11 protein-coding genes are annotated in these 15,021 nt (G+C 42.7%); 5 read left to right on the top strand and 6 right to left on the bottom strand.

Annotated elements, in window-relative coordinates:
* Window positions 1-11 precede the first annotated feature (11 nt).
* The 5 genes from SOM16_RS05155 to SOM16_RS05135 all read right to left on the bottom strand — a co-directional run bounded on the left by SOM16_RS05155 (window position 12) and on the right by SOM16_RS05135 (window position 8,956).
* A complete protein-coding gene (locus tag SOM16_RS05155) occupies window positions 12-1,082 on the bottom strand; it encodes a ComEC/Rec2 family competence protein (RefSeq protein WP_320462923.1) in 1,071 nt (356 codons plus the stop codon).
* A gap of 1,732 nt (window positions 1,083-2,814) precedes the next feature.
* On the bottom strand, window positions 2,815-6,048 hold the full coding sequence (locus SOM16_RS05150; protein WP_320462922.1) for an error-prone DNA polymerase: 3,234 nt from the start codon (window positions 6,046-6,048) through the stop codon (window positions 2,815-2,817).
* Window positions 6,049-6,073: 25 nt separating this feature from the next.
* The gene (locus SOM16_RS05145) at window positions 6,074-7,570 is read right to left on the bottom strand and encodes a DNA polymerase Y family protein (protein WP_320462921.1); all 1,497 of its coding nucleotides are present in this window, start codon (window positions 7,568-7,570) and stop codon (window positions 6,074-6,076) included.
* Window positions 7,567-8,322 (bottom strand): Error-prone repair protein ImuA, encoded by a 756-nt coding sequence (locus SOM16_RS05140; protein ID WP_320462920.1) that lies wholly within the window; start codon window positions 8,320-8,322, stop codon window positions 7,567-7,569. The genes SOM16_RS05145 and SOM16_RS05140 overlap by 4 nt, the downstream gene beginning before the upstream one ends.
* A gap of 340 nt (window positions 8,323-8,662) precedes the next feature.
* Window positions 8,663-8,956 carry a DUF3861 domain-containing protein gene (locus SOM16_RS05135; RefSeq protein ID WP_320462919.1) on the bottom strand — a complete coding sequence of 98 codons (294 nt, stop codon included), beginning with the start codon at window positions 8,954-8,956 and terminating at the stop codon, window positions 8,663-8,665.
* Window positions 8,957-9,137: 181 nt separating this feature from the next.
* Between SOM16_RS05135 and SOM16_RS05130 the strand changes: the two genes are divergently transcribed.
* The 5 genes from SOM16_RS05130 to SOM16_RS05110 all read left to right on the top strand — a co-directional run bounded on the left by SOM16_RS05130 (window position 9,138) and on the right by SOM16_RS05110 (window position 14,222).
* On the top strand, window positions 9,138-9,515 hold the full coding sequence (locus SOM16_RS05130) for a VOC family protein (protein ID WP_320462918.1): 378 nt from the start codon (window positions 9,138-9,140) through the stop codon (window positions 9,513-9,515).
* Window positions 9,508-10,353 (top strand): helix-hairpin-helix domain-containing protein, encoded by an 846-nt coding sequence (locus tag SOM16_RS05125; protein ID WP_320462917.1) that lies wholly within the window; start codon window positions 9,508-9,510, stop codon window positions 10,351-10,353. Before SOM16_RS05130 ends, SOM16_RS05125 begins: the two co-directional genes overlap by 8 nt.
* Before the next feature lie 373 nt (window positions 10,354-10,726).
* Window positions 10,727-12,280 carry a Fic family protein gene (locus SOM16_RS05120; RefSeq protein WP_320462916.1) on the top strand — a complete coding sequence of 518 codons (1,554 nt, stop codon included), beginning with the start codon at window positions 10,727-10,729 and terminating at the stop codon, window positions 12,278-12,280.
* A 648-nt stretch (window positions 12,281-12,928) separates the two neighbouring features.
* Window positions 12,929-13,471, top strand: a complete 543-nt coding sequence (locus SOM16_RS05115) for an STM3941 family protein (protein WP_320462915.1) — start codon at window positions 12,929-12,931, stop codon at window positions 13,469-13,471.
* 289 nt (window positions 13,472-13,760) lie between these two features.
* Window positions 13,761-14,222 (top strand): helix-turn-helix transcriptional regulator, encoded by a 462-nt coding sequence (locus tag SOM16_RS05110; protein ID WP_320462914.1) that lies wholly within the window; start codon window positions 13,761-13,763, stop codon window positions 14,220-14,222.
* A gap of 484 nt (window positions 14,223-14,706) precedes the next feature.
* Here SOM16_RS05110 and SOM16_RS05105 read toward each other — a convergent pair whose 3' ends face one another.
* Window positions 14,707-14,922 (bottom strand): hypothetical protein, encoded by a 216-nt coding sequence (locus SOM16_RS05105; protein ID WP_320462913.1) that lies wholly within the window; start codon window positions 14,920-14,922, stop codon window positions 14,707-14,709.
* Window positions 14,923-15,021 lie beyond the last annotated feature (99 nt).

Raw genomic sequence — 15,021 nt, 5'->3', positions numbered from 1 at the left:
AATAATTATTTTTAAACAAGTACGTAGTTAGTAAAAGCAGCAGGTGTTGCAGGACCCCATCCAGCTCTAATTAGCACATTGTGGTGCCAGTAAAAACCGTTTCCTTGAGTCAAAAAAGGCTTGATGTCTCTTCTCTTCAACGCATTGATCACTACGGGTGATGGGTGTTTAGGAGCACCTCCGGCAGCGCAGGATATAATGCTAGTGGGGGCGTGGATCTCATTTAATATACCTTGAGATAGGTTGTGCCTGCTTCCGTGATGCGGGATTTGCAGATAATTAAGTGTCTTTAGATCAATATTATTTTGTTTAGCGTAATAAATCGCTTTGTAAAGGGCATCACAACCGGCATCGCCAGTCAGCAATATTTTCTTGCCAGCAATGGTTAAATATAGAATCAGGCTCATGTTATTTTCGCAGGACGTGGAACCAGATTCAGCCGACAGATTTTCTGTTGCAATATCCATAGTCTCCAATTTGCGAACTTTTTGCGAAGAAAAAGTTTTTGGAGATGATTCAGCCAGCATTCGTGGCGTTTTATCGGATTCCTGGATTAAACTCATGTAGTACTCTTTACTCGGACCCAATATGGTTAGAACTGTTTCACCTCCAACAGTATACTTATTGCCCTGGTGGGGTGCGGTGATCGGAATTTTATTAGCCTTCGCTAAATTTTCGATTTCGTCAGCATAACCATAAGCCCTTCGCAAACGCTCACCGAAGCTTGTTGTCGTAATTCTCCCGTCCTCACAATATGGATGTAGTTCCTTCCAGTGATTCCATGGGCAGTGCATCAGCATTTCATTAATGTCTAAATCCTCTAAAACTTTCGTTAAACCAGAAGCATGATCGCCATCCGGATGAGTTAAAATTGCAAGATCTACTCTGTTCGTGTTGTAAACTTCCTTAACGTGTTTTACTAGATTCGCTCCAGCCTGTTTATCGCCTCCATCAATCACAATCACATGCTGGGAATTCCATTTGTTGTTTTCATAATTCCCAAAACGCATCGCAATTGCGTCTCCACTCTTAGAATTGGCGCCAACGGCCAAAAAATCAATTTCAAAAGCATTCACTTCCATAGTTTATTAAAATAGTTTAGGTGCATGAGAAATTTCATGCAAATTTACTCCCAGACTTTAGGGAGCATTTAAACCATCGAGTAGTGGTGTTCTGATTGCGAATTAGCAAGCCTTGAGGCTAGTCTGAAGAATTTAAAAATAGTAAACTTTTATATCTTTGCCAGGTTTAGTTAACTGTAAAATGCAATAGAGCATCAATCGCTCTTTGGTTTACAAAACTTTGCCTGTTCAGATTTCCGAGGTCTGTTCAGGCTTTTTATTTGCAAGCCTAACATAGTAGAATCATGGATTGTGCCAAAGTGGAGATCGTGAATAAACAAATAGGAATTATTTTCCCAATCTAAGTCCATTAAACATATAACTATTATTTGAATATTCCTTCAAGGGGTTTGCGCGTCATAATGTCTTGTTTTTGCTGCCGAAATAGCAGACTATTAGCCATTGGACTGCATAAGTGTCAGCTGTCCTTAGTGAATTTTGTAATAGCATGGACATCGTTTCTTTAGTGGTTATTTGAATCCAACAATATTAGTTTATGGATTTGTGCAAAATTTTTTATTTGGAGGGAAATCGTGTAGACTGAACTGCTGGCAAATTAGGTGCATTTCGATAGCAAAGAAAACGCAGAATGCGCGGTAATAATTTTATCGGAGTTTGTAGTTGTTGATATTTTATTTTGATGATAAGGGCGGATAGAACAGACAATGAAGAAGAACCAAATAATTGTTACCCAATTCCAAAACCCTTAAGGAAATGAGATGATTTAGGTTGAGCAGTGCCTGTTAGAATGTCCCTTAGCGGCAGTGTTGGAGTAGCCTATTTAAAGGGCAAAAGCCTCTTATGTGTAAGGAATGGTATTATAGCCTTTCCCATAGTAATTATCCCGGCCCCAAGATATGCCCCAACTGTTTCGGTTGATGAAATAGCCACTCCAAATACCGATTCATCATCGTTAGATCCGTTTTAAATTGATACAAAAGGTACAGCTTCAGCCGCCGACCATTGAAGTCAATACGGATGAAATGGAAGGTTACCTATACCGATTGCCACTAGAAACACCTAATTTCATCCATGAGGCCGCTTTGTATAAACGGTTCTAAATCTCAATAGTTCATGCACCCAAATCTTCATCTGAGGAAATCGGTGCTTTCGGGCATTGCAAATTCTTCCATTCTTTGTATCAGAATCAAAATGCTATGCAGTCATATAATGGGGGAAATCATTAGAAAATTGCAAGGAACAAATGCGATAATTATAGACCTGCGTTTCAATTCGGGAGGCTATGATCTGGTGTCATTAGAATATTAAGGCATTTCATTACTGAAGAGACTAAATTATATTCAAAAAAAGTAAAGTTGTTAGATGGCTACACTGAACCGCATTCCTTTTCTATTTTACCAGCTGACACAACATATAGTAAACCTGTTTTCTTCTTACGAGCCACCAAACTGCCAGTGCTCCAGAAGTATTAGCTCTTGGCTTAATGGAAGTCAAGAACATTACACGTATAGGATCCAATACTGGAAGTATATTTTCTGATATTCTAGAAAAAAAATTACCTAATGGTTGGATGGTGAACCTTTCCAACGAAATTTACCAGAACTTGGAGATAAAATTCTATCTTCCGTAAATCATGATCTTCAGAGACTTTCAAAACTGCACAGAAGTACCTCAGTTGGCAGGCCTTTTGTCTGTCCTGATTCGGGAAAAAGAGCTAATTGTTCCATTATTCTTATCTAAAATTTCGGCCACCATCGAATATTTCTTGTGGCGTGGGCTGCCTTACCTGTGAGCGTTTGTTTTCTGCAGCTGGGTAGGGAGGTGATTTTTCATCAGCGCGGGATAATGTCAATATCGGCAACTGGTCATCTTCTTTTGCGGTCAGCCCTTTTAGCAGTTTGGTAAAATCAAAGCATTTGCTGACCACGACATTAGTCACTTCGCCTTCTTTCTGCACTTTTCCCTCGACCATAAAAAGGCGTGAGTGCAGGATTTCCTTTCTGTATTTGTCGAATAGTTTTTCAAATATCACCAGATTAAACCATCCAAATTCATCTTCGATGGACATGAAGCATACTCCTCCGGCCGTTCCTGGGCGCTGGCGGACGATCACCAGGCCAGCAACCTTGATCAGGCTCCCGTTTGAGATCTGTTTGATGTCCTCGGATGATTTGATATTAAAGAGTTTTAGTTTTTCGCGCACGAGACTAACTGGATGTGCTTTGAGCGATAGCGCAGTAGAAGCATAGTCTTGTACCACATGTTCGCTCTTGCTCATTAGCGGAAGTGCGATCTGCTGTTCCTTATCTGATTCTGAAGGCTGGCCTTCAAACAGCGCAACAGGTCTATCTTTTAGTGCGGATACTTCCCAAAGCGCCTGTCTTCGGTCGAGGCCCATGGAACGGAATGCATCAGCATCGGCGAGTCTTTCCATTGCGCCCATCGAAACCCCTGCATCCAAAAGCGAATGTAGATTTTTATATCCCGTGCCGCGGCTGGAAACCAGGGCCTCCATATCATCTTCTCTGATTCCTGAAATCTGCCTAAATCCCAGTCTAAGCGCACAATATTTTCCTGATTTCTCCTGCAGGATATTATCCCACAAAGAAACGTTCACGTCGATCTCCCTCACTTCTACGCTGTGGTTACGGGCATCGATCACCAGTTGTGCCGGCTGGTAAAAGCCCATGGGCATGGAATTCAGGATCGCGCAGGCAAACACATCTGGGTAATAGCACTTCAGCCAGCAGGAAACGTAAACGAGCAGCGCAAAGCTTGCCGCATGGCTTTCCGGAAACCCGTAGCTTCCAAATCCCTCCAGCTGCTTAAATACCCGTCTTGCAAAATCTTCGCTATAGCCCTTTGCAGTCATGCCGTCGACTAGTTTTTTTTCAAATTTGGTCACCATGCCATGCATCTTGAAGGTGGCCATTGATCTTCGCAGTTCATCTGCCTCGGCTGGGGTAAAGCCCGCGGCAACAATTGCGATCTTCATCGCCTGCTCCTGGAAGAGCGGTACGCCAAGCGTTTTCCCTAGTATTTCCGCCAGTTCCTGCGAAGGATATTGTACCATCTCCTCGCCATTTCTTCGCCTCAAGTAGGGATGCACCATATCACCCTGGATTGGCCCTGGGCGTACGATGGCCACCTCAATCACCAGGTCATAAAAACAGTTCGGCCGAAGTCGTGGCAACATCTGCTGCTGGGCACGGCTTTCGATCTGGAAGACACCAATGGTATCTGCTACACTGATCATTTCGTAGACCTTGGGATCATCCTCTTTGTTGATGGAGGCTAGGGTAAGGTCAAGGTCGTAATGTTTTTTCGCCAGGTCAAACCCCTTTCTGATGCAGGTGAGCATGCCCAGTGCGAGCACATCAATCTTTAAAAAGCCCAGCGCATCGATGTCGTCCTTGTTCCACTCGATATTGGTGCGGTCTTCCATCCGCGCATGGAAAATCGGGCAGAGGTCGGTGAGCTTGCCACGAGTGATCACAAAGCCTCCTGTATGCTGGCCCAGCTGACGTGGAAAGCCAATCATCTGACGGGTAAGGTCGAGTACCTTAATCAATAATGGATCTCTGGGATTCAGCCCTTGCTCGCTCACCCTATCCGTTTCGAACCATTCATCGGTAAATTCCCAGATCGAGGCAGACAGGCGGTCAATGGTATCGGTTGAAAGTCCCATGGCCTTACCCACATCCCGAAGTGCTCCTTTTTGGTGGAGCTGTGTCACAGTGGCGACGATAGCAGCACGGTCACGGCCATATTTGTTGTAGATGTACTGGATGACTTCTTCCCTTCGCTCATGCTCAAAATCCACGTCGATATCCGGCGGTTCGTTCCGGGCGGAGGAAATAAAGCGCTCAAAGAGCAGATCGAACTTGGTCGGGTCGACAGAGGTGATGCCCAGGCAGTAACAGATAGTGGAATTGGCCGCGGAGCCGCGTCCCTGGCAAAGGATCTTTTGTTCCCGGGCAAAACGAACGATATCGTAGACCGTCAGGAAGTAGCTGGCATAGTTCATTTCCTTGACGAATTTCATTTCGTGGTTAATGTTGGTTACTACTTTTTCTGGAATGGGCAGCCCGAACATTTCTTCGGCGCCCTTCCAGGTCAGAAATTCGAGTTCTTCCTGCGGTGCCCGGTCACCCGAGAGAATTTCCTCTGGGTATTCATATTCCAGGCTGTCCAGGGTAAACTGGCATTTTTCGGCAATTTCTAAGGTTCTTTCAATTGCATCAGGATACTGTCGGAAAAGCCGCTGCATTTCTTCCACAGGTTTCAGATGTCTTTCCGCGTTCATCATCAGACGAAAACCAGCCGTATGGATGGTGCATTTTTCCCTCACGCAGGTAAGGATGTCTTGTAGTTCGCGCCGATGAGGATGGTGGTAATAGACGTCATTGGTCGCCACCATCGGGATGCCCAGGTTTTTGGAAAGCTGGGCCAGCCTGAATAATCTTTTCTGGTCCTGGCCTTGGTAGTTTCTATTGGCGGCCAGGTAAAGTGAACTGACTAGATTTTGTTTGTATTCTTTTAAGGCAGATGGGAAGCTGGACTCAAAATCAAAGCCTTTGCTTAAAGAGTCTGGCGGTATGGTAATAAAAAGGATATCTTTTTGATTGGCATAGACATCAGCTTTGTACAGGTGGCATTTGCCTTTTTCGGCGCGGAAGTTTCCTTCGCTGAGCATGGCAGATAAACGTCCATAGGCTTCCCGGTTTGTTGGGTAAGCCAGTAGGGATGGCCCATCCAGCAAATCCAGACGGCAGGCCGGGATGATTTCGATGTTGTGTTTTCTCGCTGCGGAATGTGCGCGCACGATCCCTGCCATTGTGTTCACGTCGGTAATGGCAATCTTCGGGTAGCCAAAGGTGGCTGCCTGTTCGATCAACTCCTCGGGATGTGATGCGCCCTTTAAAAAACTGAAGTTGGAAGTGACCTGTAGTTCGCAATAGCCCATTATCGTTTTCTCCTATCTCATTTTGTTATGCAAAAAATCCGTGCAGGAACCAAGCTGAATGTTCCTCGTTGTAATGACCAGAGCGAAAGACCCAGTAACGCCTTCCTTTGTCGTCCTCCAGTATATAATAGTCCCGGTGCTCACCCTGCTGCATCCACCATTCCTGCTCAATGCGCTCGGGTCCATCTGCTTTGGCAACCAAGTGCAGTTCGTCCCTATAGCGAAAGTTCATTGGCGGGTAATCCGGAATAGGAGCCGTAACTTGGATAGCCGCGGGTTTGTGCAGCATTTCGATTGGTCTAGGATTTGATTTTTGCCATTTAACCTCTGTTTTCTCTTCAAGCGATACTGCCGGGCGGAGTGAACGTTCCGGCCAGTAGTGCGCCTGAGGAATATATCTCCTGATCGCCTGTGCTCCAACTTTTCCGGCAAGCCTATCCAGCAGCTGGGCCAGGCCCTGATCGGCAAGGCCCGGTTTTCCGCTCCAGAGCTTTTCCTGGGCGGTGTGTATGGGCTCGGTCTTGGTAGCGGTCAATATGAAAAGCTCGATCCCAAGGTCTGGCTCGATCTGGTCGATCTTGAGTTCAAAAAGTTTGGCAAGGTGTGTCACCTGATGGGTTGGCTGGTTGGTGCCGATCTTGGTTTCGGTGACCTTTCCATCTAAGCGGTAGCCTTTGAGTTCCGCCGATCTGAGGCCAAGACCTTCTTTTGCCAGTCGATCGCATAAGGTTCCCAGCAGTTTTTCAATCGCTATTTCAATCGCCGGCTTGGTCCGGATGGGTTCTAAACAGAATAGCCTTTCTTCAAAGGGTGCTTTGACGAGAACGGGGGTAAGGGTTTCTTCTTCAGTGCCCAGGGCCTGGCCTAATCGGAGCAGCATTTCCTGTCCAAATCTCCTGCGGAGCATAGCGGCAGGAAGTTGAATGAACTTTCCGATCTTATCAAAACCGAGCTTATGCAGCCGCTGGATAATTTGCTGTTCCAGGCGAAGGGCCATCGGTGGCAGGTTCAAAAGTGCGTTGTATTGCTGGCCTGATGCAATGATCGGTGATTTGTTGCCCAGCCTTGCTATTGCCCATGAGGCGCCAATGGTATCTGAAATCGAACCACTACAGTTATATCCCGATTCAGTTAATTTACCTAGAATGGTTTGAAGATAGTTTTCTTCCCCGCCAAGTAGGTGCGAGCAGCCGCTGGAATCAATAATAATGCCATCGGGAAGATCAATGGCTACAACCGGAGAATACCGGACCAGCCATTTGGCAAGGCGAACAAGTAGTTTTTTATTGAAATTAAGCTCGTCATCAAAGGCAAGGATATCAGGCACCAGTGCCTTGGCATCGGCCAGAGCCGTACCGGCAAATATACCCTGTTTTTCAGCTTCCATAGATGTTGCGGTGATCATGATTCGGTTTTTTTGCGACATGGTGAACACATAGGCCTTGTTTTTTAGTGCTGGTTTTTTGATCGCCAGGTAATCTGTCAAAAGGTTGGTGAAATAAATGCTCAGGTACCTGCTCATGCGCTCAGCCCCCTTTCTGGTAGTTGGATGGTCTGTGGCTGTGGTCTGGTTTCCAGGCTTTCAAATGGAGCAAACCTGTCCTCTGCCCATTCGATGTAGAATCTGCCGCCTTCTCCGTTTTTCACCTTCAGCAGGTTGACTTCCCATCTGGGGTTGCCTACGCCGGGGATTCCGTTGAGTATCTCTGTTGGCTGGGGCCTGATCTGCCAGCGTGCGGTGCACGCTGATGCAGATAAACTGCGCTTAGGCTCTTTTCGAAGCAGTAATCCGGTAACGTGGCTTTTTTCTGTGGCCAGTTGAAGACGCCTGCTTTGGGCAAAATCAATATCGGGGAGTTCTGCGATCACGCAGGCCAGTCCCTCGCATTTTAGTGCTTCTTCCATCACCCAAAGGATTTCCTTGGTGTAATAGAGGTCAAGGAATATGATTTGCTGGGGGTCGACGCCATAGGTTTCCAGCGATGGCGGGAACAGCTTGCGGTTGCGGCTGACCCATAGGCAGGAGCTTCCGTTCTCCATGAGTTTTGCGAGGAGCCCGGCAATAAAGCCTTCACTGGCGGCAGCATCTTCAGGTTTTTCTGCTAAAAACTCGTGGATGGTACCGGTCGGGAAAACATTACCAGGAAAACAGGCTTCGATCTGGCCTAGGCCAAAGCCATCGCCCAGGGCGATGGGGGCAGGTTTAAATCCCTGTGCTGCTGAGACCTGCTGTCTGAGCCTGGTTAATATTTCCTGTTTTTCCGCTGTCATCATTACCTATCTCATACGCCTTGCTTACGTAAGACTTTGATAACAACAAAGCTATTACTAAAATTGTTAGTATTTACTAACAATTTTAGCTAATTTATTAACATCGTATTGCTTGAAATTTTGAAGAGCTGATGATCATTTTAATGTCGAATTGACCTGGCTGAAAATGACCTTGTCCAGGTCTGGAATATCTAAGTACAGGAAATTTAAAATAGGCCTGAACCTGATTGATTGGGCAGAAATGGATAGAGGTTTGAGTTCGTCAAGGTTTGCCATGGCTAAAGTCAATCAATTCCGGCATCTTCCCATTGCACAGGCTAAAGCGTTGATTTATATGAGGAGGCTAGGTGCTCTTGAGTTTTTTCATGAAGGTGGCAATGGCTGGGGCAAGTTCCTCGAATATGGGATGGTTGCGGTTTTTCAGCATTACCTCGGTAAACAGCTTTAGGCCAATGGCAAATTCGGTAGACTGCTGGGGCTCTTCAAAGATGTTCTTTTCAGCAATGAGCTGGATGATGGAAAACAGTTCGTCATGGTTGGTAAAGCTGAGCTGTAGCTTTTTTTCTGGTGTGGTACTTCCATCTGCATAGGCAGAAAGCGCTAGGTCGAGGGTATAGCGGTTGCTTCTTTTTTCCATGGTGCTAAGTTATGACTTTGGGAAGTTGGCTAGTTGTTTTTTGATTGATTTTACTTTGGATTGATATTATTTTTCTTGCACTTCCTTTGTTCTATTGCGTTTAATTCACTTTAGCAATTTCAGCACATTTTCACATTCACCTTTTTCCTATTTTTGAATAAACTATAAATTAATTCACTTTATGAAATCCATCTCGCCAAACATCTTTGTCAATGACCTGAAAGCAACCATCACCTTTTACACCAAGCTCGGTTTCATAGTTGCCGATGAAGTGACTACTGCCGAGGGCGAAAAAGTATTTGCCCTGATGAGTAACGGAAGTGTCACCTTCATGTTTCAGACCTTTTCCAGTATTGAAGGCCAGCACCCGATGGTGAGTCGTACCGATGGGGGATCGCTTTTGTTGTACATCAGTGTGAACAATATCCGTGAGTATTATAATGAAATCAAAGAAAATGTAACCCTGCTCACCGGCCTTGAGAAAACTTTTTATGGTGCTACCGAATTTTCGCTCTGCGATAATAATAATTACCTGCTAACTTTCGCAGAACATGACTAAAGAGGAACTCAATCCACTGGAGGTAACACCCGCAGAAGTGAAAAAGCTGCGGGCGCTGAAAATCAGGAAGAGTGAAATGCACCTGCACAAAATAGCAGTATTGCAGCAGTTGCTTGATACTTCAAAGATCAGGGCAATGGAGCTGTTCGCGCTATCCCAGTTTCAGAGTCTTCCCTCCATCGGGATACGCTTTGCGCATGATCTGATCGGAATGGGCTATTATTCCCTGAACGACCTGAAAAGAAAGGACGGGGCAAGGCTCACCGATCAGTACGAATTGCAAAAAGGGGTGTGGACAGATCCATGTGTTGAGGATCAGTTTCGGCTTGTAGTACATTTTGCTAACCACCCAGACAGTAAACTGAACTGGTGGAACTTTACTCCCGAGCGCAAGGCCTTCCGCGAAAAAAATGGCTATCCTTCTACGCGGCCGAAGAAGCCCTGGTTTGAGTCACCTCAATATCAAACGGGCAAAAAAATACCAGCAACACATGAGGCCACCCAAAAGGACCTGCATAAAAAACTGAAGCTCGCATTGGCGTACATGACCAAACATCCCCAAGAAAAAATCACCATTGCTCAACTGGCAGACTTGGCACACCTCTCCCAATATCATTTCATTCGCTGCTTCCGCAGTGCCTATGAACTGACACCACTGCAATACCTCACGCGACTACGATTAAAGCAAGCATCTTTACTATTAAAGAAATCAAGTGCCACCATAGGTAACATCATTCCTCAATGTGGCTTTGAAAACGAGAGTGCCTTTATACGCTTGTTCAAAAAAGAATTTAGAATGACACCAATTGCCTACCGGAAGGAGTTTGGGAAGAAGTAATATTGCATTCATCGCTGCGTAACTTTGCTCCCTGCTATTTATGCTTTTCACCGCAGCTGAGCAGTGATGTGAGCATATTAAAGGTAGAAGATGTAGCTGTAAACATAACAAGCTCATTTTTTTTTCGGAACATTGGTAGTGTATTGAATCTCAATTAAAAGATGCCATTACAGTTAATCCATTGAAATAATTGATGCTTTACTAATAGAACAATTATGTATCTTTACAAGGTTTAATAGAATTAGCACAGCAAGGTTTAATAGAATTAGCACAACAAGGTTTAATAGAATTAACACAGCAAGGTTTAATAGAATTAACACATTTATGTATTTATTAAACTTCATACATTAAGCCAATAGTAAGAATAGAGCATATGGCAACACCAAGAGAGAAATTTGTTGAGGCACTTAAGAAATTGAAAGAACTCCAAGATAAGGGTGTCGTAGCGATACATACAGATGAACTCACCAGAATGTATCGAGAAATACTATTGAAGAATGGTTTTCTTAAAGAAGTCTTTAAAGGGTGGTACGTACCGTCGGACCCTAGCCTAAAAAAGGGAGAAACAACCTCTTGGTATAGTTCTTATTGGGACTTTATGGCTAAGTTCATTTCTTTTAAATATAAGGAAGATTGGATTCTTTCCGCAGATCAGTCACTTTTTATGCATGCTGGAAACTGGTCTGTTCCAAAACAGTTATTTGTGAAGTCACCCAAAGCAAACAACAATCCAACTCAATTGCCACATCATACATCCCTATTTAACCTTAGAAGTGATCTTCCTGAAGAAGAGGAAACCTTAATTGAAAGGGGAATGCGAATGTATAACCTCCAGAGTGCAATTATATACGCTTCTCCAGCTGTTTATCAAGGTAATAGTATTGACGCCAGGACTGCACTATCCCTAATTAGAGATGCTTCGGAAGTCCTACCAATATTACTAGAAAAGGGGCATAGTAAAATTGGAGGAAGACTTGCAGGGGCCTTCAGAAATATCGGTAGGGGCAAAATTGCTGATCAAATTGTAGACACGATGAAACAAGCTGGCTATGACATTAGGGAAGATGATCCATTTGAGTACAAATTAGATCTCCAATTGTCTTCAAGAGAGTGTTCTCCATTTGTAAATCGTATAAAGTTAATGTGGCATCAAATGAGGGATAAGATTATACGGGATTTTATTCCTATGCCAGGTATTCCTAAGAATCATGAAAAATACCTGAAAGATGTAGACGATGTGTATGTAACTGATGCTTACCATTCACTATCTATAGAAAGATATAAAGTTACACCAGAATTAATCGAAAGAGTAAGCAGTGGTGAGTGGGACAACGATTCTAGTGAAGAAGATCTTAAAGCCAAAGATGCCATGGCTGCCAGAGGGTACTATCAGGCATTTGGTTCGGTTAAAGAAACAATTATTAAGATACTGGAAGGTGCTAATGCTGGGAAACAGAGCGACATAGACCATCAAAAATGGTATAGACAGCTTTTTGATCCAAGTGTAACTGCTGGTATATTAAAAGCATCAGATCTTGCTGGATATAGAAGTCATCAAGTATACATCGGAGGTTCAAAACACGTACCACTTAATGTCGATGCGATGCGAGATGCAATGCCGTTACTATTTGAACTTTTAGAAAACGAACCGGAAGCTTCTGTAAGGGCGGTATTGGGACATTTTGTATTTGTACTGATTCATCCCTATATGGATGGGAATGGTAGGATGGGAAGGTTTCTTATGAATGTAATGCTAGCTTCGGGAGGGTATCCATGGACTGTAATACCTGTAGAAAAAAGAGATGAATACATGGCAGCATTAGAAAAAGCAAGTGCCGAACAGGATATTACTGCATTCTCTGCCCTACTTTCATATTTAGTCAATGAAGGGCTAAAAGGAAAGCCTGTAGCTGTATTACCATCATAAATTATCAGGGCTAACCCTTCTGTGGAGCCCAGGTTTCGGGCTTAGGCCTAGGTCTATACATTTCTGCCGAAATCATTAAAAAGCATGATGGAAGGATCGGCGTAGAGAGTTATCCAGTTTTTGGTTCTCGTTGCCGTCAAGATCAAACTAGCAGGTTCATAATTAGCTGGCCTTGATAATTTCATGGCATAAAATGAAATTTTATTGAGATGTAGTACGCGCAGTTTTATAATATTCTCATCACTTGCCTAAAAGTAATTTCAATGCTAATTTAGGGGTATCCGAGTACTTCTTTTAGCCTTATCGGATCGAGAACCTATAATAAGAAATCAAAGCGCTTCGAAAACTACGGCGGCATTCAGCGATTTAGGGTTTATAAAGATGGGTTCAAATAATTAATTTCTCAGAAAATCTTATTGCTTTATTCGGCACAGTGTATCCCTTCCTGGATAATGTGTTCAATTGGCAAACTGCTCCGGATAATAGATAAAATAAAACAGGCAGATAATGAACATCATATAAAAATTTTATTTTCTACAGGTCTAAAAGGTTCAATTTTTGATTACGGATTCAACTTAATTGTAAAAACTACTGGTAGCATGATAGTGGCTAAACTAACCGCAAGCGGAATTAAAATCAATAAAAAAAATGGAATTTTATAGAAACAAAAGAAAAACAGTAAATCTCATTCTGATTTGCACAGGTATATTGCTAATATTGGTAGTGTTATTTTTATACAGTATTGGCTTATTTACAAATATTTTAAGCACCAAATTAGCAGCTATATCCGGAGTGTTTGGTATCATCTTAGCTATTGTAATCATCAATAAATTAATTTCTTTAAAAGATACCTCGCCGCAAATTATCCTCAGCAATGAAGGGATTATTGCAAAAGTTACTGCGGTAAGCAAAGCAGCAGGATTAATTTATTGGAAAGATATTATAGATATCAGCTTAGAAAAAGTGGGGGGTGATACGCTTGTTACGCTTACCGTAGATAAGCCAGAGCATTATATCCCTGCCATCAAGAAAAAATTATCTGCTATGGTAGTAAATGGAATAGAGGACGCAAACGGCCATTTACCCATTAATCTCACAGCATCTGAACTTCATCTGGATGCCCAGGAATTACATAACGTAATTACTTCCTTTAAAAAAGAGTTAGATAGCCAGAAACAAACAATGGTTTAGTATTCAGGATGACGCTTTACGTTTCGTTTACCTATAAGTAAGGCTAGATTCTTCAAATGAATACGAAACCAATTGTGGCGAAATTTAGTTAGCATAAAGATATTGGATCTATTGAAAAAGCCATTACAGGCATAGCGATTTTTGAAGGTATTGAATGTTAACCAAAAGTAGGCATTGGCAACCCCAAGGTTTAACCAGAGCGGTAAAGAGGTTACGGCTTAGATTATAAACAAAGGCATTATCTACTGACAATGGAACTGGGGTATTGCCACAAATTTAAACTGAAGATATGAGTACAATTGAAAACGCAATGATGCTTGAAGGTATTATAACAAGCGAAAAGATACTTAAGCTGGAAGCTGCTGCAGCCCGGCATAAGGAACAGTCTAACATTTCCTTTACGGTAACCGATGTTAAAAACCATACGATTGAAATTTTAACCGTTCAAAAAGAAACGCCTTCAGGAAAGTATGCTAACGAGGCGACATTAGTAAAGAAAACAGAAGATCTTTTCAGAAAAATTTCACCAGAATTCAAAATAATCGTTTCTGCTGAAACGAATTTTCCATCACCAGCTAAATTAGTTAACGTACCTTGGATAGAAAAGAAAATGCTGGAAAAAGGAGTAAGGATCAAGCAGATTGCTTTCGATTCAGGGATTGACCGGGAAAGTATATCTGATTGGGTTACCGGAAAGCGGTCGATGAGTCAAATCGTTAAGGCCATGTTCTATTTTTATCTTTCTAAATAAATAAGAAGTTTGGAAATAGGGAGATGGTGTCCTGGAGAAGAAGTCCTGAGTCCAAAGCCTTGAGTTGTTAGTCTATTCATGGATAACTCAAAACGCATAAAGTTTATTGGATGATGAGGTTAGCGGGTTAGCTTATGGAATAAAAAATGGTATCCAGGAAGAAGTCCTGAGTCCAAAGTCTTGAGTTGGTAGTCTATTCACGAATAACTAAAAACCGGTAAAGGTTTAGTGGATGATGAGGTTAGCACATGGAATAGAAAATTTTATCCTGAAAGAAGTCTTAAGGAAGTGGACTTTTGTTAGGTTTTGCAAAGCTTTTTAGAAAGTTCTTAATTAAAACAATAACAATAAAATGAAGCATTAAAACTGATTGGGCAAATCATTAAAGTTTGTCGAAATACTTGTAAAGAAAGTTAAACAATATTTCGACAAACTTAATATGACAAAATTTTACTTGATAACTAAGAAATCAAATTACTTTTCGTTATTCGTCCTCGTTATCTTCCTCATCAATCCATTCATCCAGTTTGGTTCCTTCGCCATCAGCAAAAGGAATTTCCTCCTCGGTATATTCTGAATCATCCTGCTCTTCTTTAGGAAGATGACCTTCGCCAGCGTTTCCGCCTGCTCTGTGGATTTGGAACTGATCTGAATCTTCAACGGTTTTCTCGTCTTTAGGTGTTTCTTCTTGATCTATCATAACTTTAGTTTTATTTTAAGAACATCTTAATCTTTCTATAAGTTTTTGGTTTCCTAAAAATGAAAGTCATTAAAAAATCTTTTTACAGCTTAGCAATCC

Origin of the sequence: Pedobacter sp. CFBP9032 (genome assembly GCF_034045265.1) — a bacterium.
GTDB lineage: Bacteria > Bacteroidota > Bacteroidia > Sphingobacteriales > Sphingobacteriaceae > Pedobacter.
Note: the sequence above shows the minus strand (reverse complement) of the source record. Positions and strands in the feature narration are given on the sequence as shown.

Bases quoted from the DNA above. Each gene is read 5' to 3' on its own strand.
- SOM16_RS05155 (WP_320462923.1), bottom strand. From the start codon at position 1,082: ATGGAAGTGAATGCTTTTGAAATTGATTTTTTGGCCGTTGGCGCCAAT.
- SOM16_RS05150 (WP_320462922.1), bottom strand. From the start codon at position 6,048: ATGGGCTATTGCGAACTACAGGTCACTTCCAACTTCAGTTTTTTAAAG.
- SOM16_RS05145 (WP_320462921.1), bottom strand. From the start codon at position 7,570: ATGAGCAGGTACCTGAGCATTTATTTCACCAACCTTTTGACAGATTAC.
- SOM16_RS05140 (WP_320462920.1), bottom strand. From the start codon at position 8,322: ATGATGACAGCGGAAAAACAGGAAATATTAACCAGGCTCAGACAGCAG.
- SOM16_RS05135 (WP_320462919.1), bottom strand. From the start codon at position 8,956: ATGGAAAAAAGAAGCAACCGCTATACCCTCGACCTAGCGCTTTCTGCC.
- SOM16_RS05130 (WP_320462918.1), top strand. From the start codon at position 9,138: ATGAAATCCATCTCGCCAAACATCTTTGTCAATGACCTGAAAGCAACC.
- SOM16_RS05125 (WP_320462917.1), top strand. From the start codon at position 9,508: ATGACTAAAGAGGAACTCAATCCACTGGAGGTAACACCCGCAGAAGTG.
- SOM16_RS05120 (WP_320462916.1), top strand. From the start codon at position 10,727: ATGGCAACACCAAGAGAGAAATTTGTTGAGGCACTTAAGAAATTGAAA.
- SOM16_RS05115 (WP_320462915.1), top strand. From the start codon at position 12,929: ATGGAATTTTATAGAAACAAAAGAAAAACAGTAAATCTCATTCTGATT.
- SOM16_RS05110 (WP_320462914.1), top strand. From the start codon at position 13,761: ATGAGTACAATTGAAAACGCAATGATGCTTGAAGGTATTATAACAAGC.
- SOM16_RS05105 (WP_320462913.1), bottom strand. From the start codon at position 14,922: ATGATAGATCAAGAAGAAACACCTAAAGACGAGAAAACCGTTGAAGAT.